At 45.9% G+C, this 21,942-nt stretch carries 18 protein-coding genes and 1 pseudogene; 13 read left to right on the top strand and 6 right to left on the bottom strand.

Annotation, left to right across the window (positions count from 1 at the left end):
- Nucleotides 1-35: 35 nt before the first annotated feature.
- The 4 genes from H740_RS08495 to H740_RS08480 all read right to left on the bottom strand — a co-directional run bounded on the left by H740_RS08495 (nt 36) and on the right by H740_RS08480 (nt 5,504).
- The gene (locus H740_RS08495) at nt 36-2,102 is read right to left on the bottom strand and encodes a cytochrome c3 family protein (RefSeq protein ID WP_002953273.1); all 2,067 of its coding nucleotides are present in this window, start codon (nt 2,100-2,102) and stop codon (nt 36-38) included.
- Nucleotides 2,103-2,199: 97 nt separating this feature from the next.
- On the bottom strand, nt 2,200-3,639 hold the full coding sequence (locus H740_RS08490) for an ATP-binding protein (protein ID WP_002953272.1): 1,440 nt from the start codon (nt 3,637-3,639) through the stop codon (nt 2,200-2,202).
- On the bottom strand, nt 3,623-4,318 hold the full coding sequence (locus H740_RS08485) for a response regulator transcription factor (RefSeq protein ID WP_002953271.1): 696 nt from the start codon (nt 4,316-4,318) through the stop codon (nt 3,623-3,625). The genes H740_RS08490 and H740_RS08485 overlap by 17 nt, the downstream gene beginning before the upstream one ends.
- A 79-nt stretch (nt 4,319-4,397) precedes the next feature.
- The gene (locus H740_RS08480; RefSeq protein ID WP_002953270.1) at nt 4,398-5,504 is read right to left on the bottom strand and encodes an FtsW/RodA/SpoVE family cell cycle protein; all 1,107 of its coding nucleotides are present in this window, start codon (nt 5,502-5,504) and stop codon (nt 4,398-4,400) included.
- A gap of 52 nt (nt 5,505-5,556) precedes the next feature.
- On the opposite strand from H740_RS08480, the gene H740_RS08475 reads away from it, so the two are divergent.
- The 13 genes and pseudogenes from H740_RS08475 (at nt 5,557) to mnmC (ending at nt 21,022) form a co-directional block, all read left to right on the top strand.
- Nucleotides 5,557-6,573, top strand: a complete 1,017-nt coding sequence (locus H740_RS08475) for an RluA family pseudouridine synthase (protein ID WP_002953269.1) — start codon at nt 5,557-5,559, stop codon at nt 6,571-6,573.
- Nucleotides 6,503-7,720 (top strand): fibronectin type III domain-containing protein, encoded by a 1,218-nt coding sequence (locus H740_RS08470; protein WP_002953265.1) that lies wholly within the window; start codon nt 6,503-6,505, stop codon nt 7,718-7,720. Before H740_RS08475 ends, H740_RS08470 begins: the two co-directional genes overlap by 71 nt.
- Entirely contained in the window at nt 7,720-8,895 is a 1,176-nt protein-coding gene (gene trmB, locus H740_RS08465; protein WP_002953264.1) for a tRNA (guanosine(46)-N7)-methyltransferase TrmB, read from the top strand. The genes H740_RS08470 and trmB overlap by 1 nt, the downstream gene beginning before the upstream one ends.
- Nucleotides 8,879-9,550 carry a cell division ATP-binding protein FtsE gene (locus tag H740_RS08460; protein WP_002953262.1) on the top strand — a complete coding sequence of 224 codons (672 nt, stop codon included), beginning with the start codon at nt 8,879-8,881 and terminating at the stop codon, nt 9,548-9,550. Before trmB ends, H740_RS08460 begins: the two co-directional genes overlap by 17 nt.
- Entirely contained in the window at nt 9,537-10,346 is an 810-nt protein-coding gene (locus tag H740_RS08455; protein ID WP_002953261.1) for a cell division protein FtsX, read from the top strand. Before H740_RS08460 ends, H740_RS08455 begins: the two co-directional genes overlap by 14 nt.
- On the top strand, nt 10,343-11,593 hold the full coding sequence (locus tag H740_RS08450) for a murein hydrolase activator EnvC family protein (RefSeq protein WP_002953260.1): 1,251 nt from the start codon (nt 10,343-10,345) through the stop codon (nt 11,591-11,593). The genes H740_RS08455 and H740_RS08450 overlap by 4 nt, the downstream gene beginning before the upstream one ends.
- A 71-nt stretch (nt 11,594-11,664) precedes the next feature.
- The gene (gene pyrH, locus H740_RS08445; RefSeq protein WP_002953258.1) at nt 11,665-12,384 is read left to right on the top strand and encodes a UMP kinase; all 720 of its coding nucleotides are present in this window, start codon (nt 11,665-11,667) and stop codon (nt 12,382-12,384) included.
- A gap of 15 nt (nt 12,385-12,399) precedes the next feature.
- Nucleotides 12,400-12,618 (top strand): DNA-directed RNA polymerase subunit omega, encoded by a 219-nt coding sequence (locus tag H740_RS08440; protein ID WP_002948448.1) that lies wholly within the window; start codon nt 12,400-12,402, stop codon nt 12,616-12,618.
- The gene (locus H740_RS08435) at nt 12,602-14,800 is read left to right on the top strand and encodes a RelA/SpoT family protein (protein ID WP_002953257.1); all 2,199 of its coding nucleotides are present in this window, start codon (nt 12,602-12,604) and stop codon (nt 14,798-14,800) included. The genes H740_RS08440 and H740_RS08435 overlap by 17 nt, the downstream gene beginning before the upstream one ends.
- 17 nt (nt 14,801-14,817) lie before the next feature.
- A complete protein-coding gene (tyrS, locus tag H740_RS08430; RefSeq protein ID WP_002953251.1) occupies nt 14,818-16,026 on the top strand; it encodes a tyrosine--tRNA ligase in 1,209 nt (402 codons plus the stop codon).
- A complete protein-coding gene (locus H740_RS08425; RefSeq protein ID WP_002953249.1) occupies nt 16,026-17,117 on the top strand; it encodes a nitronate monooxygenase in 1,092 nt (363 codons plus the stop codon). The genes tyrS and H740_RS08425 overlap by 1 nt, the downstream gene beginning before the upstream one ends.
- Nucleotides 17,101-18,939 (top strand): N-acetylmuramoyl-L-alanine amidase, encoded by a 1,839-nt coding sequence (locus H740_RS08420; RefSeq protein WP_002953247.1) that lies wholly within the window; start codon nt 17,101-17,103, stop codon nt 18,937-18,939. The genes H740_RS08425 and H740_RS08420 overlap by 17 nt, the downstream gene beginning before the upstream one ends.
- A pseudogene (mnmC, locus tag H740_RS08415) lies at nt 18,936-21,022 on the top strand (bifunctional tRNA (5-methylaminomethyl-2-thiouridine)(34)-methyltransferase MnmC2/FAD-dependent 5-carboxymethylaminomethyl-2-thiouridine(34) oxidoreductase MnmC1). Before H740_RS08420 ends, mnmC begins: the two are co-directional and overlap by 4 nt.
- Nucleotides 21,023-21,295: 273 nt before the next feature.
- Here mnmC and H740_RS08410 read toward each other — a convergent pair.
- Nucleotides 21,296-21,505 carry a hypothetical protein gene (locus H740_RS08410; protein WP_002953241.1) on the bottom strand — a complete coding sequence of 70 codons (210 nt, stop codon included), beginning with the start codon at nt 21,503-21,505 and terminating at the stop codon, nt 21,296-21,298.
- Between the two features lie 91 nt (nt 21,506-21,596).
- Nucleotides 21,597-21,942 (bottom strand): inorganic diphosphatase (locus H740_RS08405; RefSeq protein ID WP_002953239.1); only part of this gene is annotated, 346 nt, incomplete at its 5' end.

The raw sequence follows: 21,942 nt of genomic DNA, 5'->3' as shown, positions 1-21,942 counted from the left end.
TTGGACGCCGCGCTTTTGCGGCGTCCGTAATCGCATCATAAATTATTGTTTATGATTCTTTGGGCTTCTTTGATGTACTCTTTAGAAGCATCGAGTCTTTGTTTTGTGTATTTAAAGCCGTGCATACCCCATGAGCCGTCTTTTTGTAGCAAGTCAACTGTGTCTTGCGCTTTTTCGATTAGCTCATAAACTCTTGTCTTATCGCTAGGACTTAGTTTCTTAGTTTCTAAGATAGCGTAAAGTCCTTCGATACCGATTTTGACTTGAGAGAAGTCGTTTTTAACAGGAGTTTGCCATCCCATTACTTCGTCGTAAACCTGTTTTTGGTTCTTGAAGTGTAGGGTAGGTTTTAGCTCAGATAAAACAGGGCTGTGGCAGCCTTTAGTATCTTGCATATCTTTATCCGCCCAAGACGTTCTAGCGCACGCCCACATTAGGTCAACGAAGTTATGTCCGTTTTTATCTCTTTGGAAGTGCCAATCTTTAGCATCTCTCGGTCCTTTAGCCGCGTCGCCCGCAACTAGAGATTTTCTAGCAGGATCTACGTCGATTTTCCAGATGTGAGATCTTCTTTGAGTATCGAATCCAGCGTTATCTTGGAACTGGATAGCGTAGAAGTTCTCGCAGCTCATCATGAATGGCATGTGGCAAGATGCGCAAGTGTTGTCTTTGTGCGTATCGGCTCTAGAAGCGATATATGCTTGCTCTTTGTGGCAATCTTGACAATCTTTTCTGATCTTCGGTTTAGTGTAAAGCGCGCTTAGGTAGCCTTGCTCTGAGTTATAGTTTACGCCTTTGATAGTCTTGTCGCCTACAACCGGACCCGTGTTATCGTGAGGATCGTGGCAAGTGGTGCAGCGCATGCCTTTATCGTAGTGAGCGGTAAAGTATGATTGTGAACCCTCAGATCCGCATCCTGGTCCCATTGATTTAAATTTAGAGCTTAGAGATAGGTCAAGCTTGCCTTGGTTTAGAGGATTGGCTCTAGCTAGGTCTGGGCTATAGTTAAATCTTTGGTGACAGCGTTCGCAGTTTGATGTTCTAAAGTTTGTAGCTCCGTCAAGGTGACCGCCGGCTCCGTGACACTCCTCACAGCTTACGCCTTTAGAGATAGTGTGTTTTTGAAGCTCTTTGGCATTACCAAGAGCCGCATAGAACTCTTTCTTGGTTTTAAAGTCAAATTTGAACGGGTGGCAAACTTCGCAGTAAGAGCCGTTTGCTTGGAAGAACATTGACTTTTTGTATTTAGCGGCGTATGAGGCTAGACCTCTGACGTATCCGCCGTTATCGCCGTAATCAGCTAGAGTTTCCGGAAAATCAGGAACGAAATCTTTGATTTTCTTAACTGTTTCGGGAGTTAAATTTAACGCCCAAGTTCTTTGGAATTGGTTACCGCCTGCTACGATCTGACCCGTGCCGTCTCGTAGCAAACCGCCCTCTACGTGGTAAGTTCCTCGCAGCAACCACGCGTCTATGTAGCCAAATTTGGTTCTTAGGTGTCCGACGGTCGCGTAAATAACGTCCGGAGTAATACCTTGAGGCAAGATAGACGCAGTATCCGGGCTAAATACCGGATCGGTTAGGTTGTTGTTAACCTCTGGGTGCTCGCCAGGGAAGCGGATAGTAGTAGCGTGGCGCGATCTGCTCCATACCTCGTACTGCGCAGGGTGGCACTCGCCGCACTTTTCAGATCCTACGAATTTGTTAGGAAACTGCAAAGACGAACCCGCAGGTATCCTATACATCATAGAGCTGTAGCCTTTACCGCCGTCTCTTTTACTAGCTTTTGACATGTCAAAGCCGTGACCTTCGGCAAGCCACTCAAGTCCACGGTCGTGAACGTCTAGTTTACCGACTGTTTTACCGCCGTATTTTGTGAAAATCGGGTGGTTTTTAAACAGCCACTCATACATCTCTTGCTCTTCTACGATGTAGTCTTGCAAGGATATTACGCCTCTACTTTGAAGCGTGCCTTTTGGATTTGCTATGACGTCTCGTGCTTGTTGAGACATCTGCATGTTGTGTTCTTCGCAACAGGCTTGCGATGCGAAGACGCTAACGCCCATAAGCAAACCTAATAAGGTTTTACTTAAATTCCTCATTGCGCCCTCCTTATAAATTTTGGATCTAAAATCAAAAAGATTTCATACTGATAATGCTATCGTAAAAAGGGGGCGAAAAAAGGGGAAATTTAATAAATTATGAATTTTTAAATTTAATAGTAAATACTACGCCATTATTTATATTTTGCGCGTAAATTCGGGCGTTATTTTTTTCGGCTATCACCTTACTCATATATAGCCCAAGCCCGCTGCCTGACTTTTTCGTAGTAAAATGCGGCTTGAAAATTTTATTTATCACCGCTTTATTTATATTACCGGCGTTATTTTTGAGCGTTATCGCTCGCTCGCCGTTTAACAAAAAGGTCGTTATTAAAATTTGCCATCGGTTTGCTTGCACCCGCTCTTGCGGCAGGTTTAAAAATGCTTCTTTGGCGTTATTTATAATGTTAATTAAAATTTGAATAAGCTCGTTTATGTTGCCGTAAAGCGTAAAATTTTCTTTTATCTCGACTTTTACGTCGATGACGTGCTTTTTAAGCGTCGCGTTTAAAATTTTACAAGCCTGTTCTACGGCCTGTTTTACCTCAAATTCGCTCTTTGGCATGTTTGGATTAAAGAAATTTTTAAAATCCTCGATAGTGCCGGACATAAATTTGACCTGCTCGTTTGCCTCCTCGATGGCCTCTTTTAGCCTCTGCTCGCTTAGTTTGCCTCTCTCGGAGTAAAGCTCCAAATTTACCAAAGTCGAGCTGATCTGGGCTAGAGGCTGGCGCCACTGATGCGAGATGTTGCCGATCATTTCGCCCATCGAGGCCAGGCGGCTTTGATTTATCATCAAAAGCTCGTTTTGCAGTTTGGTTTTTTCGTTGCCTTTGTGGATTTTATAAACGAAAAATAAAAACGCCGCAAAGATCGCCGTGATCGCCACGCCGCTAACTATAAATTCTTGCTTGTGATAGAGCAAAATACTTTTGACCGGGATTTTAAAGCTTACCATCGCTATCGTGTCGCCGACTTTGCCCTCGAAATTGTTTAAATTCCCGTATTGTTCGAGCATTTTTTTAGGCGCGCTGTTTATGTTGTGGCACTCGACGCAGGATGGGTGGGAGTTTTTGACCGGAAGGCCGACGAAAAAGTACGAGGCGTTTTGATCTTTGATTATGTCGGAGTAGACCTCATATTTACCCTCTTTAAATCCTTCTAAAATTTCGTTTTCAAATTCCGTGCCTTCGTGTTCAGGATTTAGCGGATTCGTCGCCGTTAGCCTGTAGTCGTAGTTTATGTTTTTTTTGGCGAGCTGGATTTTGTAAATTTGACGAGTAATATAGGATGAGGACATTAGCCTTGGATCAAAAAGGTCTTTGTCAATCGCGCCGTGATCTTTTAACTCATCTATGAGCGGGCGCTGGACGGTGGAGATGTAGTCGCGTATACCGTTCATCGCATCTAGCACGTAAAATGCCTCCTGCCTGGCGTCCTTTAGCGCAAGATCGCGGTAAAAGTTAAAAACCAAAACAGTAATGGCGCCGTACAAAACGACGAGCAGTAGGACGATAAATTTAAATTTGGACTTCACATAGATATCCTACGCCGTATAAATTTTTGATTGTGTCTTTGCCGATCTTACGGCGCAGCTCTTTTACGATGGTTTTGATGGCCTCTTTGGTTGGTTGTTCAAATTCCCACATGTAGTCAAACAGCTGCTCGTAAGTGATAGTTTGATTTTTGTTGTTTAAAAAATACTCCAAAAGCTTGCTTTCGCTTTTGGAGAGGTGACAGGCCTCTTCTTTTATATATATGATTTTTTTGCTAAAGTCGTATTTGAGGTCGTCGTTGATACTAAACATCGGCGTATGATCGATGAGCTCCATCGCGACGTCTTCTAGCGCCTTTATAAACGTATCTTTGTCGTAAGGCTTTGAGAGATATCTCGTGATCTTTAGCTCGACGGCGCGCCACAAATACTCTTGCTCAGTGTGGCTTGAAATGATTACGATCGGGATTTTGCGGTTTGCAGAGCGGATCTTTTTAGCTACCTCTAAACCGTCCATGTGTGGTACGCTTACATCTAGGACGAGTGCGTCGTATGAGCCGCTCATAGCCTCGTCTAGCGCCTCTATGCCGTCGCTTACGCCTTTTACTTCGGCAAAAAACAGCTCGAGGGAGTCGATCATATTTTTTAATATATAAGGCTCATCCTCTAAACAAAGGACTTTTTTATTGGATAAAACATCTAAAATAGAGTAATCTTGCATCTTTTTCCCGTACTAAATTTTGCCGATACTAACACAAGCAAGCTTAAGGGGTGATTATTGTTTAGCGCAATTTGAATACTTAAAATTTGAATTGTACTAATTTATATGTTGAGTCAAACCTAAACGCAAGCAAATTTTGTAAAATCCCGAAAAGGCACATAAAAGTAACGAAGCTACTGCCGCCGTAGCTATAAAACGGCAGCGGGATGCCCACCACAGGTGCAAAGCCGATCGTCATCATGATATTTATACTCACGTAAATAAAAATAAGTATCCCGATCCCGGACGCCATCGTTTGCGTGAAATAATCATCCTTTAGCCCGTAGTTTAGGCTGAGCAGATGAGCTATCAGCGCTCCGTAAAAGCTAAGTAGCGCTAGCCCCCCGTAAAATCCATATCGCTCGATCGTGTAAGCAAAAATAAAATCGCTAGTTGAAATCGGCAAAAATTTAAAGTGCGTCTGCGTAGCCTCGTCTTTTGGCTTGCCCTTTAGTCCGCCGCTGCCGATAGCGATAATGCTCTGGCGCACGTGATAGTTGGACTCTTCGCTTAAAAAATCGGTAATGCGCTTTTTTTGATAGTCGTGCAAATTTTCGTAAATCACGGGCGCAGAGAGTAAAACGCCCGCAAATATCGCGACCCAAATTTTTTTATTTACCCCGGTGATAAAAAGCACGGCGTAGCCCACGATGAGTAGTATCAGCGCGGTTCCTAGATCGGGCTCTTTTAAAATCAGTACGAAAGGCAAAAGGATATAAAGGCTAAGGCGTAAAAAGTCCTTGAGTCCGTAGCCGTTTTCTTCGGGCGGGCGCTGTTTGATGAGGTAGCCTAGCATCAAAAGAAGCGCTGGCTTCATGATCTCTGAGGGCTGAAGCGTAAAGTGGATAAATGGAAACTCGAGCCATCTTTTTGCGCCCAGTTTGCTCGTACCGAACAAATCTACGCTAATGAGTAAAACAATACAAATCCAGTAAAATAGTGGTATGAGCCAGGCGATCTTGCGAATAGGGAGCAAAAAGAAAAACAAAAACAATGCTAGACCGACTCCGAAATACACAAGCTGCTTGCCCGCTAGGATAGAATTTGCCTCAGAAACCAAAATGTATGATAAAATAATAATAGGAAGTATCAAAAACGGCTGAACGAAGTCAAAATGGGTTAAAATTCGCCTATCGAGTCTTATCAAAAATTTGCCTTTTTTGAGCGATTATAGCATTTTAAAGGAAACAAATCTAAAAATGACGGAAAAAGAGATCAAAATTTTAGACGGCGCGCAGACGAGGGTGGATGCTTTTTTAGCCGCCGAGCTAAACGTCGCTAGAAATCAAGCGCTAAATTTGATAAAAAGCGGGTCGGTTAGCCTAAACGGCAAGCCGCTAAATAAGCCTTCTGCAAAGCTAAATTTGGGCGATGTTTTGACGATCAAATTTGAGCAAAGCGAGCCTGATACGGCTAAATTTGAAGCGAAATTTGAAGTACCGATCATTTACGAGGATGAGGATTTGCTCGTGCTAAATAAACCGGCAAATTTAGTCGTGCATCCCGCTCCTAGCGTTAAGGAACCCACGCTTGTCGATTGGCTCGGGGCAAAGGGGTTTTTGCTATCAAATTTAAGCGGACAAAGTAGGGCTGGCATCGTGCATAGACTGGATAAAGGCACTAGCGGAGCTATCGTTGTAGCCAAAAACAACGCCGTCCACGCCGCGCTTTCAAGCCAGCTAAGCGACAAAAGCATGGGGCGCATTTATCTAGCGCTAACCGATATGCCACTCAAGCAAAACTGCACCGTTGAGCGAGCTATCGGACGAAATCCCGCTAACCGCCTAAAAAAGGCGATAGTCTCAAGCGGCCGCGCGGCAAAGAGCGCCTTTGCGAATTTACTTTTTAGCGAATTTGACGGCTCGGCGCAGAGCAAAAACGCTGGCGCAAATTTGATCGCGGCAAAGCTTTTTACAGGCAGGACTCACCAGATCAGAGTGCATCTAGCTAGCCTAAACCGCCATATTTTGGGCGATGCTTTATACGGTTTTAAGAGCGAAAAGGATAAAATCGCCCGAGTAATGCTTCACGCCTACGGGCTATATTTCACGCATCCGCGCACGGGCGAGCAAATGAGCTTCGTCGCGCCTATTTGGGATGATTTTAGTGAAATTTTACTTAGCAAATTTAGCAAGGAGAGTATAGATGAAAAGATTGATTTTATGGGGCTTAGCGAGCTCTTTAGCCATTGTGATGAGTGGATGCGTATCCTCTAGCGGGCCTGCGCAAGTAAATCCGAATTTGCCGACTGTCCAGAGTCTAAAAACCATCAGCGATATGACCGAAGTGGGCTTTGAGTGGACGCCGACTCCGACCTCAAACGTCGCAGGCTACTATCTATACCGCTCAAATCCAAACGAAAATAATGGCAAAATGAAGGTTGTAGCCGACATAAAAGACCGCTTCGCTAGCCACTACGTGGATGCAAATTTAGCTCCCGAGACGACCTACTCTTATGAGATGAGAACGTATAACGAAAGCAAGCAAATCTCGGGCCCGGGCATGATCGTTAGCACCACGACCAAGCCTCTTATGGACTCCGTGCCTTTCGTTAGAGCGCTTACGAATTTACCAGAGCGCGTGAAGCTCATCTGGAGACCGCATCCGGATCTTCGCGTGGCGTCTTATGTCATCGAAAAAGCCGATATAAATAAAGAAAACTGGAGACAAATAGCCGAGGTAAAAGGCAGACTAAACGCCGAATATATCGATGACGACGTGAAGTCGGGCAGAAGCTACAAATATAGAGTTTTCGTAAAAACTACTAGCGGCACGATCTCAAAACCTAGCGAGATCGTGGACTCTACGACGAAGCAGCTGCCAAGCGAGGTCGTAAATGCGCAGGCTACTCAAAACGTGCCTAAAAAGATTATTTTGACGTGGGATAGCGTGGCTAGCGACGACTTTGGCTACTATAAAATTTACAGCGCGTCAAGCAAATTTATGCCCTACACCTACCTTGTCAAAACCACGTCTAATAGCTACGAGGATCTCATAAACGAAAACGGCGCGACCAGGTACTATAAAATCACCATCGTCGATAAAGACGGCCTAGAGTCTAAAAAGCCTAGCGAGCCTATCATTGGTATGACGCTAGGTGCTATCGACGCCCCGGTCGTATCCTCTATCGTAGCCGACAGTACGGCTGTTAAGCTCACGTGGAATGCCTCTGATAAGGCCAGAAGCTTTACCGTTATAAGAGACGGCGGAGGAAGCGAGCAGAAATTTACAAATATAACGGGCAACGAATTCGTCGATAACAGCGTAACATACGGGCTAAAATACAGCTATAAAGTGATCGCCGTAGATGAATACGGCATAAGCTCCGACGCTTCTGCTAAAGCCGAGATAGCCGTCGAATAATGCCCAATTTTATAGCTAAAAACGTGAATTTTACGCCAAAAGATTGCGACGATATAAGCTTTTTGTGGGAGGCTCGCGGCAGGCAGGGCGTAAGCCTTATTTATACCAAAAGCTCTAGCGAGGAGTTTTTTATCACGCTAAAAAAGCGCGAAGGGGGCTGGGTCGTAAAGGGCGAAAAGCTAACGAAGCCTGCCAAAATAGGGCTTTTGCAAAATGCTTTGGTAAAATTTAAAGAGCTTTACTGCGATCAAATTTTAAGCGAAGCCATCGCGGTAAAAAACACGCGCCTAACGCAAAAAGATTCGGCGATCTTTGATGTGAGCGAGCTGCTGGAAAATTTAAAACAGAGCGAATTTGAAAGTAAATTTATCGAGATCGGATTTGGTTCGGGCAGGCATTTGCTATTTCAGGCGGAAAATAACCCAAATACTCTAGTCGTGGGTATCGAGGTCTATAAACCCTCGCTCGAGCAGGTCGCAAAGCTGGCAAAAGCCAAAAATCTAAACAACGTTATACTCGTAAACTGCGACGCGAGGCTACTTCTATCACTTGTGGAGTCAAATTTTATAGATAAGATTTTCTTGCATTTTCCAGTACCTTGGGACGACGCTCCTCATAGGCGCGTGGCATCGGCTAAATTTGCCCTGGAGTGCGAACGAACGCTAAAAGTGGGCGGCAAATTTGAGCTGCGAACCGATAGCCGCGAGTATGCGGACTTTACTTTGGCGCAAATTTTAAATTTGAGCGACGCCGACGTGCGAATTTACAAAAACCGCGATCTAAAAATAAGCAGCAAATATGAAGACCGCTGGAAAAGGCACCAAAAAGATATTTACGACGTTATCTTTACTTGCGAAAAGCAAAGCGAACCAAGAGTAGGTCAAGGTGAGCTAAAATTTGAAAACGGCTACGACACGAGCAACATTGCGGCCAAATTTAGCAATCAAACGATAAAAGAGGACGATTTTTTCTTACATTTGGAGGAAAAGTACGAAAAAGACGGTGAAATTTTGATTCGCACGGCGTTTGGCGCATTTAACGCGCCCGAGCACTGTTACGTTTTGCTCGGCGAAAAAGGCGCGGAATATTTTATAAAAAAGCCACTCGTTACGGCTGAAAATTTAAAGGCGCATCTTGCGTTGAAGGAGTATTTGGCGGATGCAAAAAATAATTAGCGCAAGCGGGCTTTGCCTGGGATACGAGGGCTGCGAAAAGCTCATAACGGACGCGAAATTCGACATTTACGCTAATGATTTCGTTTTTATCACCGGGCAAAGCGGTAGCGGCAAATCGACGCTTTTAAAATCTTTTTACGGTGAGATAAAACCGAGTGCTGGCTCGCTAAACGTCTGCCTAACCGATATGATGAATCTTGGCGGGCAAAATCTAGACAAACTAAGACAGCGCATCGGCGTAGTTTTTCAAAACTACCGCTTGATAAGCGAATGGAACATCGAAAAAAACGTGATGCTGCCGCTGATGATAAAAGGCCTTAGCGCTAATGTTTGTAAAAATCAGGCGACCAAGCTGTTAAAGCACGTAAATTTGCTCCACAGAGCGCACAAGTATCCAAACGAGCTAAGCGGTGGCGAACAGCAGCGAGCCGCGATGGCTAGAGCACTCGCGCATAATCCAAATTTGCTGCTTTGCGATGAGCCGACGGGTAGCCTCGATGAATACTCAAGCGATGTTATCTGGGGGCTTTTGCGCTCGGCAAAGGAGTTTTTGGGTACCTGCATCGTGGTCGTCACGCACAAAGTACCAAGCTCTCTAAGAGTGCCTTACAGACATTTTGTTATAGAAGACGGACATTTGCATGAAATCCTTTAAAACTCATCTAAGCGTGATAATCCCGCTCGTGGCGCTACTCGTTGGCATTCAGTTTATATTGCTGGTCGGGCGAGTGGTGGACGAGTACGAGTCCGTGATGAACAAAGACTACAGTATCATCATCGTTAGCCAAAACGAGCTAAACGCTACCGACGTAAAGCCGCTAATTTATACGTTTGAATCTCTCGAGCCGCTTAGCTCAAAGCCCGTGCTAGAGAGGCTTGCTAAGGACATATCGTCTAAAAATATCGCCGTTTTGCAAAACGCGTTGCCTAAATTTTACTCGCTAAAGCTAAACGCCTTTCCAAGCACCCAATATATGCAAGAGATAAAGGATAAAATTTCAAAGATTAACGGCGTGAGCAGAGTTGAGACCTTTTCAAAAACGCATGATAAAATTTATAAAATCATGCAGCTGATTAAAAATATTTCGGCGATATTTTCGGGATTAATCGGGCTAATCGGCCTCATGCTCATCGCAAAACAGATGCGAATTTGGCTATACGAGCACAAGGAGCGCATCGAGATAATGACGCTGCTGGGAGCTCCGTCGTGGCTAAAATCTGGCGCGTTATACAAAAACGCGTTGTTTGATTCGTTTATAGCGACCGTTTTGGTGGCGGTTTTTTACATTATCTTGCCGGATTTGCAGCCCGTTAAGGAAGTCGCTACCGACCTAAATATCAATTTGCCGGCTATTGATCTGTTTTACGAGGGCGGAGTACTGCTGGGCGTTTCGCTTGCGATTAGTTTTTTAGCCGTTTATCTCGTGATGAGAAAAGCAAGGGCGATATGAGAAAAATTTGCGTTTTGCTGGCCGCTGCGATTTGCTTAAATGCAAGCACGGGCGAAAAAATAAAAAATCAAACGACCTATCTTGAGTCCTCAAAAGAGCTTGAAAAGCAGCTAAATAAAAAGCTAGATGACCTAGCCGGCGACATACTCGGCGGCGAAAAAAGCGTCAAACAAACCGACGACAAGATGAAAGAGCTCATCATGCAAATAGCTCAGCTAGAAAACAGCGCCAAAAGCGCTAGCGGCGAGCTTGACGAGCTAGTAAAGCAAAACAAAGACCTCACGCAAAGCCAAAAAGATATCCAAAAAAGCATCGTGCGCATCATCTCAGACGAGTTTTCTTTCGATCTCATAATGCCAAAAGAGTACGAGGAGGGCGTGGATAGCATCATCGCGACTGAAATTTTGAGCAAGCTAAACTCGGTGCTAAAGGATGATTTTAACGAGCTAGCCAAGCAGTACGAAAGTACGCAAAATTTGATAAAAACTCAAAACGACAAGATAGACGGCATAAAGTCAAATTTAAAAACTTTTAAATTTAAGCAAGCCGAGCTAGTTTCCCTGCAAGATAAGCAGATGAAAACGCTGGCGAATTTAAAGCGAGATAAGGAAATTTATCAAAAGCAACTCTCGCGCCTACAAGCCCAACAAGACGAGATCAGAAAGACTCTAGAAGAGCTAAAAATCGTTGCAAAAAGAGAGAGTGAGGAGGCTAAAAAGGCTCTAGCTGCACAAAAAGCGGCCGAAGCCAAAGCTCAAAAAAATAAGAAAGATAAAAAGGGCGAGGCCGCAGCAAGCGCGTCTGATGGCGACGTGAAGCAGTTTGGCTCGAGCTATCAAACTAGCCTCGTGAAAAAATATAGCGGTGAAAAGACGATCGCGCCGCTTGATGTTTTTACGGTCAAGCAAAAATTCGGCAACTACGTAGATCCCATCTATAACATCAAAATTTTTAACGAATCTGTCGTTCTTAGCGCAAATTCGGCCGATGCGAAGGTAAAAAGCGTCTTTAACGGCAAAGTAGTCTTTGCCAAAGAAACGGCGATGCTAGATAAGGTCGTCATCATCGAAAATCCAAACGGCATCCATACGATATACGCGCACCTTAGCCAGATCGCCCCTACCGTAAAAGTGGGTGTAAAAGTGCAAAAAGGCTACGTCATCGGGCGCGTGCAGCGAGATCTGACCTTTGAAGTTACGCAAAAAAACTACCACATAGACCCCCTCGAGCTAATCAGCCTAAAATAGCACCTGCGCGCCGAGATTAGCAAAATTTAAAGCAAATTTAGCTAAAATCCGAAAATTTAAGGAGATGAAAAATGGAGCGAAAAAAGCGAATTTTAGTTAAATTTTCAGGCGAGGCGCTAGCCGGCGACAGCGGCTTTGGCATAGATAACGCTGTGCTTAAGTTTATCGCAAAGCAGATCAAAGAACTAGTCGAAAACGGCATCCAAGTGGGCATCGTTATCGGCGGAGGCAACATCATACGCGGCGTTAGTGCGGCTAGAGACGGCATTATAAAGCGCACCAGCGGCGATCACATGGGCATGCTAGCTACCGTGATAAACTCTATCGCGATGAGAGAAGCGCTAGAGAGCGTGGGTCTGGACGTGCGCGTACAAAGCGCGATAAAGATGGAGGCTATCTGTGAGACCTTTATCGTCGGACGCGCAAACAGACACCTCGAAAAAGGTCGCGTCGTGATCTTTGCAGCGGGAACTGGAAATCCGTTTTTCACTACTGATACGGCGGCTACCTTACGCGCTATCGAGATCGGCTCGGATATGATCATCAAAGCCACTAAGGTAGACGGCGTTTACGACAAAGACCCGCATAAATTTGAAAACGCGAAGCTCCTAAAAGAGCTAAACTACGAGCTTGCGATGAGTGATAATATAAAAGTGATGGACGATACTGCTATCGCGCTAGCTAAGGATAATTCGCTACCGATTTTGGTGTGCAATATGTTTAAAGACGGAAATTTGCTCAAAATCATACAAGGCGACGAGAGTGCGTTTTGCTCTATCGTGAGAAATTAAATTTAAGGAGAATAAATGAGATCTGAAGAAGTAGCGGCAAAGGCACTAAAACTAGTCGGAGACGATAGATACATGCTCGCTCTGGCGGTAGCAAAAAGGGCGGAGGCTCTAGCTGGCGGAGCAAAAAGCCTGCTTGATATCGACGTTACTAAGATGAAATTTGCCGATATCGCCCTACGCGAGATAGCCGAGGGCAAGATAGCTTTAGAGGGCATAGTTGAAGCAGCTAAATAGCGGATTTTTACTAGAACAATTAATCGACGATATAACCGCTTGCAAGGACGTCGCTCAAGCGAGACAGTTACTTAGCGAGCTGATAAATTTTACGCCGAATTTAGAGCGCGCGATCGAGTGTTGCGTCATCTCGCATGCAGGGCAGTTTAGAAAAAGCGGAGAACCGTACGCTATACACCCTATCCTAGTGGCCTGCATCGTGGCGCACATGGGCGGAGACGAGGATATGATTATCGCCGCCTTGCTGCACGATGTGGTCGAGGATACGGACAGGTCGATAGAGAGCGTGAGAGAGGACTTTGGCGAAGAGGTCGCAAAGCTGGTTGAGGGGCTAACTAAAATCGTAGCCATCAGAGAGGATAAGCTCGCAAGCTCGGAGTCAAACGAGCGTCTGGCGGCCTCTGCGATGACCTTTCGCAAGATGCTGCTAATCTCCATCGAGGACGTGAGAGTGCTCGTGGTAAAGCTCTGCGATAGACTGCACAATATGCTCACCCTGCAAGCTTTGCGTCCAGAAAAGCAAAAACGAATAGCTGAAGAGACGCTGATGGTTTACGCTCCGATCGCGCATAGACTGGGCATTTCGTCGATCAAAAACGTGCTCGAGGATCTTAGCTTTAAGTATGCTTTGCCCGAAGAGTACAAAAAAATTGATGACTATCTAATTGAACACAAACAGCAGCTCGTGCTAAAGCTAAATGCGTTTACTGATAAAATTTTTCAAATTTTACTTAAAAACGGTTTTAGCGAAAACGACTTTGAGATACAAAAGCGTATCAAACACCACTACTCGATCTACTTAAAAATGCAGAGAAAAGGCATCTCGATCGAGGAGGTGCTAGACCTGCTAGCCGCTCGCGTGCTGGTTAAAGAGCCACAGGATTGCTATTTGGTGCTTGGAAATTTACATATAAATTTTAATCCTCTAATCTCGCGCTTCAAAGACTACGTCGCACTTCCGAAGCAAAACGGCTATCAGACGATACACACTACGATATTTGACAACAAAAGCATCTTTGAGGTTCAAATTCGCACCTTTGACATGCATAAAACCGCAGAGTACGGTGTCGCAGCGCACTGGAAATATAAAAGCGGCGGCTTTTTAAATCCAAAACTTGACTGGCTAAGCGACATCAGCGGTATAGAAAACGGCATGGAGGAGGCGAGCGAAAACCCCGAGGAGCTCTACGAATACGCAAAAGACAGCCTCTACGTCGAGGATGTCGCGGTTTATTCGCCAAAGGGCGATATATTCACGCTTCCGCGTGGCGCTACGGCGCTTGACTACGCTTACGAGATACACACGCACGTAGGCTTGCACGCCAAAGAAGCCTACGTAAACCGCGTGCGCGTGCCGCTACTAACGGAGTTAAAAAACGGCGATATCGTAAGTATCGTGACCGGAGATGAGCCCAAATACCGCTGCTCGTGGCTAGGCAGCGTAAAAACGGGCAAGGCTAGAGCTACGATCCGATCGTACTGCAAGCAAAAGATAAGAGATATAAACAACATGGTCGCGATCGAAATTTTAAGCGGTATCTTTGCCGTGCCTTCTCAAACTATCGAGCAGTGGCTAGAGACTGAAAATTTGACCAAGAAAATTTTTAGAGCCGCGTTTGATTCGGTTTACCTGCAGGATGTGGTAAACGCGCTAAAAAAATACGTAAAAAGAGACCGTCCGTTTGCCATCGCGATGACGGACAAATACAACGTCAAAAAGCAAAAATTTGAAAACATCGTGATCTACTCAAACCACAAGATAAACAGCATCGAGTTTGATTATTGCTGCAATCCAAAGCGCGGCGACGATATCGTGGGATTTAGAAACTATCATCATGTTACCGTCCACCACAAGCTTTGCGAGCGGTTTATGAAGCTAGCCGAAGAAAAAAACGAGATGATTTTCGTCAAATGGACGCGAGTCGCTCCTCATAGATTTAAGATTATATTGAGCCTAGAAAACAGACGCGGGTCGCTTGCGGAGTTTTTGACGTATATGGCGAAAATGCAAGTCGATCTCGTAACTATCAGCCTCACCGAAACTAGAGAGGCGACGGCGGACTTTTTCGAGCTAACGATCGAACTTGGCGAAAATTTGAACGTAAACGAGATAAAAGAGCGACTAAGAGATCGCTACAAGATCATCGACTTCGTGTCGCTTGACGACGCATACGGACATTAATAAATTTAGGAGAGAAAATGGGCGAAAATTTGAGCAAAATAATGAGCGATATAAAAAAAGGCGTCGCCGAGATGATAGACGAGGAGCGCGTCGAAAATTTAGTAAAAAACTACTACGAAAAGGGCGAAAATTTCTACGTTAAAGCAGGCTTTGACCCGACGGCTCCGGATCTGCACCTGGGCCACACCGTAGTGCTTCAAAAGATGGCTTTTTTGCAAAATCACGGAGCGATAGTGCAGTTTTTGATAGGCGATTTCACGGGGCAAATCGGCGATCCTAGCGGCAAAAGCCAGACGAGAAAAAAGCTAGACCGCGAGACAGTGGCGGCAAATGCTAAAACCTACGAGGAGCAGGTTTTTAAAATCCTAGACCCGCAAAAAACTAAGATAATGTTTAACTCCAAGTGGCTAAACGAGCTAGGAGCTGCGGGCATCGTGGAGCTAACCAGCACCTTTGCCGTGGCTAGGATGCTTGAGCGCGATGATTTCGAAAAAAGATATAAAAGCGGCGCCTCGATTTCGATTAGCGAATTTTTATATCCGCTCCTTCAGGGCTACGACAGCGTCGCGATGAAGTGCGATATCGAGATGGGCGGCACGGATCAGAAATTTAACCTTTTAATGGGGCGAACCTTGCAGCGAGTTTACAACGTCGGCAAGGAACAAGCCGTCATAATGATGCCGCTTTTAGAGGGGCTTGACGGCGTAAATAAAATGAGTAAGAGCTTAGGCAACTACATCGGCGTGACCGACGAGCCAAACGATATGTTTGCTAAAGTTTTGAGCGTGAGCGACGAGCTGATGTGGCGCTGGTACGAGCTTCTAAGCGAAAAAAGCACGGAAGAAATCGCAAATTTAAAAGCAGACGTAGCTAGCGGCAAAGCTCACCCAAAAGCCGTAAAAGAGGCTCTCGCGCTAGAAATCACGGCTAGATATAATGGCGAAGCGGCGGCGAAAGAGGCAAAGGCCGAATTTGACCGCGTACATTCGCAAAATTTGATCCCGACCGAGATGGACGAGTTTGAGCTCTCGTCTCCTGTTTGGATCGTGCAGGCGCTCACTCACTGCGGACTATGCGCTAGCAGCTCTCAGGCGCGCCGAGACATCGCGGCAAACGCCGTCAGTCTAAATCAAGAAAAGATTGCCGACGAGCAGCTAAAGCTGGACGCTGGCGAATACGTCTTGCAGGTCGGCAAGCGTAAATTTGCAAAACTAAAGGTAACCTGATGCAACCCGTAAAAATCGGAAAATACGATATAAAATACCCGATAATTCAAGGCGGAATGGGGCTTGGTATCAGTTGGGATAGGCTCGCCGGAAACGTCAGCCTAGAAGGCGGTCTGGGAGTCATAAGCTCGGTAGGAACTGGCTACTACGAAGGGCGAAAATATATCACCAAAGAGCTAAACGCCAAGCCCTACGGCAGCGGAAATTTCTACTCGCGAGAGGGCCTAAAAGCCGTCATCGACAATGCGCGTAAAATTTGCGGAGACAGGCCTCTTGGGGTCAATATTTTGTACGCTAGCAACGACTACGAGCGTATCGTAAAAGACGCCTGCGATCACGGTATAAATGTAATCATCACGGGCGCTGGGCTACCGACGAATTTGCCCGAATTTACTGTAGACTACCCAGACGTGGCTTTGGTGCCTATCGTATCCTCGGCAAAAGCGCTAAAAATCATCTGCAAACGCTGGCAGGGGCGCTACGGTAGGCTTCCGGACGCTGTGGTGCTCGAGGGGCCTCTTAGCGGCGGGCACCAGGGTTTTACCTACGAGCAGTGCATCGATCCCGCATACAGTCTGGAAAATTTGATAACGCCAGTTAGCGAAGAGATAAAGCAGTGGGGCGATTTTCCATTATTTGCCGCGGGCGGCATTTGGGATAAAAACGACATCGAGAAGGCGATTTCGCTAGGGGCAAATGGCGTGCAGATGGGCACTCGCTTTATCGGTACGCACGAGTGCGACGCTAGCGATGAGTTTAAGGAGGTGCTCCTTGCGGCCAAAAAAGAGGACATCGAGCTAATCAAAAGCCCGGTAGGCTACCCTGCGCGCGGCGTCAGGACGAATTTGATAAATCTAGTCGATAAGCGCCAAGGACCGAAAATCAGCTGCGTAAGCAACTGCGTAAGTCCGTGTCAGCGCGGCAAAGAGGCCAAAGAGGTAGGATACTGTATCGCGGATCGCCTCTATGACGCCTTTGAGGGGCGCAAGGAGACGGGGCTGTTTTTCACGGGCGCAAACGGCTACAAGCTAAACGAGATAATAAGCGTGAAAGAACTATTTGAAAAACTGATAAATGGCGAAGATAGTTAGAAAAATTTTTGTAATTTTATTTTTATTGGCGGCGGCGTTTGCGAATGACGGCTTTTTTGATAAATTTGATCGCGAATTTGACGGTGCAAATAGCAAGAAAAAGACTGAATTTCACCAAGAGTTGCGCGTGCTATACGTTAGATCCATCATGCACAACGACAAGGAGCTAACCGCAAAGTCGCTGCAGCGTCTGATAAAAAGCGCAAAAGCTCTGGGGCTAGATACGAAATCGTATGAAAAAGAGCTAAAAGGCCTACCGCAGCCAAAAGCCGCGCCTGCGCCCAAAAAAGAAAAAGAGATGCCAAAGCCTAAGCAGCCCGAGGTAAAAGATCAAAAAGAGGTCAAGCAAAAACCAGCCGAGCTAAAGCAGCTCTCTGCGCCCGTAAACAAGAAAAGCTCAGCCGAACAGGACAAGCTTACGCTAGTTTCCGTGATCAGAGGTAGCGATAGCTTGGAGTTAAAATTTAACAGGCAGCTAAACGGCAACGATATAAACAAATTTACCCTAAATCAAAAAGGCTTATATAGGGATATATACCAGTTTAAGGGCGTTTGGAGCGCTGGAACGGTAGAGAGTATAAAGGGATTTTTGGTCGATGAGGTTCGTATAAGTCAGTTTGACGCAAACACCGTGAGGGTGGTTTTTGTGAACAAATTTGAGATAAATTTAAAGCTAAGAGCCGAGGATCGGTCGCTAGTTTTTAAAAAGGCCTCTCCCACGCAAGAGCAAAAATCAGTAAAAAATGAAAATTTAAACTCCAAACAAGCAGCTGCAAAAGATAATCATCAAAAGGCGCAAGTAGCGCAAAAACAAAACGTAGAAAAGACGATCGACCTAAAGCAAGCTCAGATACAAGCTATGCAGATGGCCGAAAAGAAAAAGATCGAACAGGCCAAGCTGGAGCAAAAGCAAGAATCCCAAAAAAATGCCGCCAAGACAAAGCCTGAAATAGCGCAAACGCCGCAGCAGCAAAAAATCGCTCAAGCTCAAAATCAAAAGTTTGCTCAACAAAAGCAGGAAAAAGTTACCGCACAGGTCAAAACGGATGCCAAAAGCACCCAAAGCACTACTAAAAAAGATGAACAAGAAATCGTGTTGGCGCCCGTAAAAACGGCGAGCACTGAAAAAATCACAAGCACTAAAGGCAAGGTTATCGTCCTTGACGCAGGACACGGCGGCGACGATCCTGGCGCTATAAACGGCTCTCTAAAGGAAAAAAACGTAGTGCTAAGCATCGCCCAAAAGGCCGGCAAGGAGCTACAAGGGCGCGGCTACAAGGTTTATTACACGCGTAGTAAGGATAAATTTATCAACCTTCGCGACCGCACGAAATACGCCAACGACAAGGCCGCAGACCTCTTTATCTCTATCCACGCAAACGCCGCGCCAAACAAGACAAAGGCGGCGACTATGCACGGCATAGAGACGTTTTTCCTCTCGCCGGCTCGTTCTGAGCGCAGTAAAAACGCCGCCGCGCTGGAAAATAAATCAGACATCGAAGAGATGAACTATTTTTCTAAGCAGACATTTCTAAATTTCCTTAACCGCGAGAAAATCATCGCCTCAAACAAGCTCGCCATTGACGTTCAGCGCGAAGTTTTGGCACGAGCTAAGTCGGTGAGCTCAAAGGCCTCCGACGGCGGCGTTCGCGAGGCGCCGTTTTGGGTACTAGTGGGTGCGCTGATGCCTGCGGTTCTGCTTGAGGTCGGCTACATCACTCACCCCGACGAGGGCGAGCTCATAAATAACTCAAAATACCAAGATGCCCTAGCCAAGGGGCTCGCAGACGGCATAGACGTCTATTTTTCAAACCAGCAATGAAAAGCGCGCGAGTCGTTTTAAAGGGCGGCATCCCGTTTAGCCCCGAATTTGACGACATTTACTTTAACGCAGACGACCCTATCGGCCAGAGCGAGTACGTTTTTAACTCCGTTTTTGACGAAATTTGGAACAAAAAGAGCGAATTTAACGTGCTTGAGGCTGGATTTGGCACGGGGCTAAATTTCCTCTGCGCTTTTAAAAGATTTAAAAACTCAGATAAATTTTTAAATTTCGTCAGTATCGAAAAAACGCCGATCGCTAAAGAGGATCTAGCTAAAATTTACGCGAATTTTAGCGAGCTCGCGGACATTTCGGGCGAGCTTTTGGATGCCTATCCTCCGCTTATTCGCGGATTTCATAGATTAAATTTGGCTCCAAACATCACGCTTACCTTGTGCTTTGGTGACGTGGCCGAGGTTTTGGATGAGCTTAGTTTTAAAGCAGACACCGTTTTTATGGACGGCTTTGCTCCCGCTAAAAACGAAGCTATGTGGAGCGAGCGGGTTTGCGGTAAAATCGCAAATTTATGCGCATTGGGCGCTAGCGTTTGCACATACTCGGCTTCGGGCACTTTAAAAAGGGCCCTGCAAAATAGCGGTTTTGAGGTAAATTTGCTAAAAGGTTACGGCAAAAAGCGAGAGATGCTGCGAGCTAAATTTGTAGGCGAGCGGCAAGCTGATGGTGAAATTTGGTTTAGCAGATTTGATCCTGCCGCCACGATCTCTCCAAGGACGGCGCTAGTTATCGGCGGCGGCGTGGCGGGTTGCGTTTGCGCGTTTAAGTTGCGCGAGCGCGGCCTAGACGTCACGATCGCCGAAAAGCGTGGCGATATCGCGCTAAACGGCTCTGGAAATCACTGCGGTATTTTGATGCCGCTTATCACGAAACCCTCTGTAAATTTGGGTCGCATGCATATGAATGCGTTTTTGCAGGCGGCTCGCTTTTATGAGCGAAATTTGGGTGCTGAGGAGATAGAGTTTTGCGGTGCGACGGACTATGCGTATGAGCAAAAGGCGCTGGAGCGCTTTTATGAGTGGCGCGAATTTGACGCGGATAACGGCGTTTTTGAGCTAAAATTTGATAACGAGCCTTACGCTAGCGCGTTTATTTTTAAGGGCGCAAAAGCTCGCCCTAGAAAGATGTGTAAGGTAGCAAGCGCAGGCATAAAAACGCTATTAAACTGCGAATTTACGGGCTTTGAGACGCTTGAGGGCGGCGCGGTTAGGGCGCACTTTAAGGACGGACGAAGCATCGAGGTCGACGTGCTCGTACTTGCCATCGGCAGCGAGAGTATGGATCTTTTTGCGGACTACGACATCAGGCTTAGCTCCGTGCGCGGCCAAGTCACGCATATCGCGCCTGCCGTCTGGACGCCTGCGCCCTTTAGCGCCAAAGGCTACGTTTGTCCGCCCGTTGATGGTGTGCAGGTGATTGGAGCGACTTATGATAGAAATCTTTTTTTAGACGAGCCGCGACCTAGCGATGATGAGAAAAATTTAACCGACGTTGCCGAGTTTTTGGACGGTAAATTTGCTAAAAGCGAGTGGCTAAATTTAAGCGGCGAGCAGGATTTAAATTTGACTACTTGCTCAGACGGCGCCGCTGAAAATGCGGATCGTTCGGAAGCGATAAATTTAAGTAAAAGTGTGGATTTGCGTACCGAGACTACGGGCGACTTGTTGCAGACGCAAGATGCGTCAAATTTGACTGCATCCGAAAATCTCTCAAACGATACGATAAAAACTCCGCAAAACGTCCGAATAATCGGCTCAAAAGTTGGCTACCGCAGCTATAGCGGCGACCGTTTTCCGCTCATCGGGCGGCTTTACGACGAGGATTTTTATAAAGATACATACAAGTCGCTTCTTTGGACGAAAAGCAAGTCCAATCCGCATCCAAAATACGTTCCAAACGTCTACGTTAGCACCGCTCACGGCTCGCGCGGGCTTTGTACGGCCGTGCTCGGCGCCGAGCCCTATGCGACCTCGTTTTTGACCGTCCCCTTTGTATAGAAAAATCGCTTTTTGACGAGCTTCATTTGGCGAGATTTCTCGTTAGGAAACTCAAAAAAGGGCTAAAGTAGGCATAAAATTGGATTTTAAAGTCTGATTTTACGTTATTTGTTTTTACCTCAAATTCGGCATAAATTTGAGGCAGCGGCTGGTACTGATCGAATTTTATTTTTATAAATTTAGCCGTTCTAGTTAAAGTAGCATTGGCGCCGTTTGCAGGCGTATATCAAAAATTATTAAGAGTAGAAAAAATTTGCGCATTGCGGCGCAAAGCATAGCGCATAGGAAGCGGTAAATTTAGCTGAGTGGCTTAAAGCCAAAACGGCTAAAATAGGCAAATCCGCCTATTTTTTACCGAAAAAGTCGCCTGCGATCCTAAAAATATCATCTACGATCGAGCCGTTTTTGTTCTGATCCAAAAACTGCCTTTGCATGAAAATCGGCGCGACCTTAGAAATCACGGCCTCTATGTCGTTTGTGCCCAGTCCGCTTTTTTGCGACATCGCATCTAACATACCGCCGGAGTTGCCCAAAAGTAGCTTTAGTATATCCATTTTTATCCTTTTGATTTTTTCGCGAGTTTAAAATTTGACCGCCACTTGTTTAGGTTTAACGAGGCGGCGGCCGACAAGCCAAGATGGCTTATTATTTGTAGTTTTTGATCGCCGCGTCTAGGATCTCTTTTGCGGCGTTTGCATCTTTAAATTCTTTAACCTTGACCCATTTGTTAGGCTCTAAAATTTTATAAGTTTCAAAGAAATTTTTGATCTTATTTAGCGTGGCCTCAGGTAGGTCTTTGTAGCTTTTGATCGCGTCAAATCGTGGGTCGATCTTGGTGACTGGTACGGCTAGCAGTTTCTCGTCCATACCTGCTTCGTCTTCCATCACGAGCACGCCGATGAGACGGCACGGGATGACGCTACCAGCTTGCAGAGGGTATTCGTTTAGCACCAAGATATCGGCAGGATCGCCGTCTGCTGCGAGCGTGTTT

Source organism: Campylobacter showae CC57C (assembly GCF_000344295.2).
GTDB lineage: Bacteria > Campylobacterota > Campylobacteria > Campylobacterales > Campylobacteraceae > Campylobacter_A > Campylobacter_A showae_B.
Note: the sequence above shows the minus strand (reverse complement) of the source record. Positions and strands in the feature narration are given on the sequence as shown.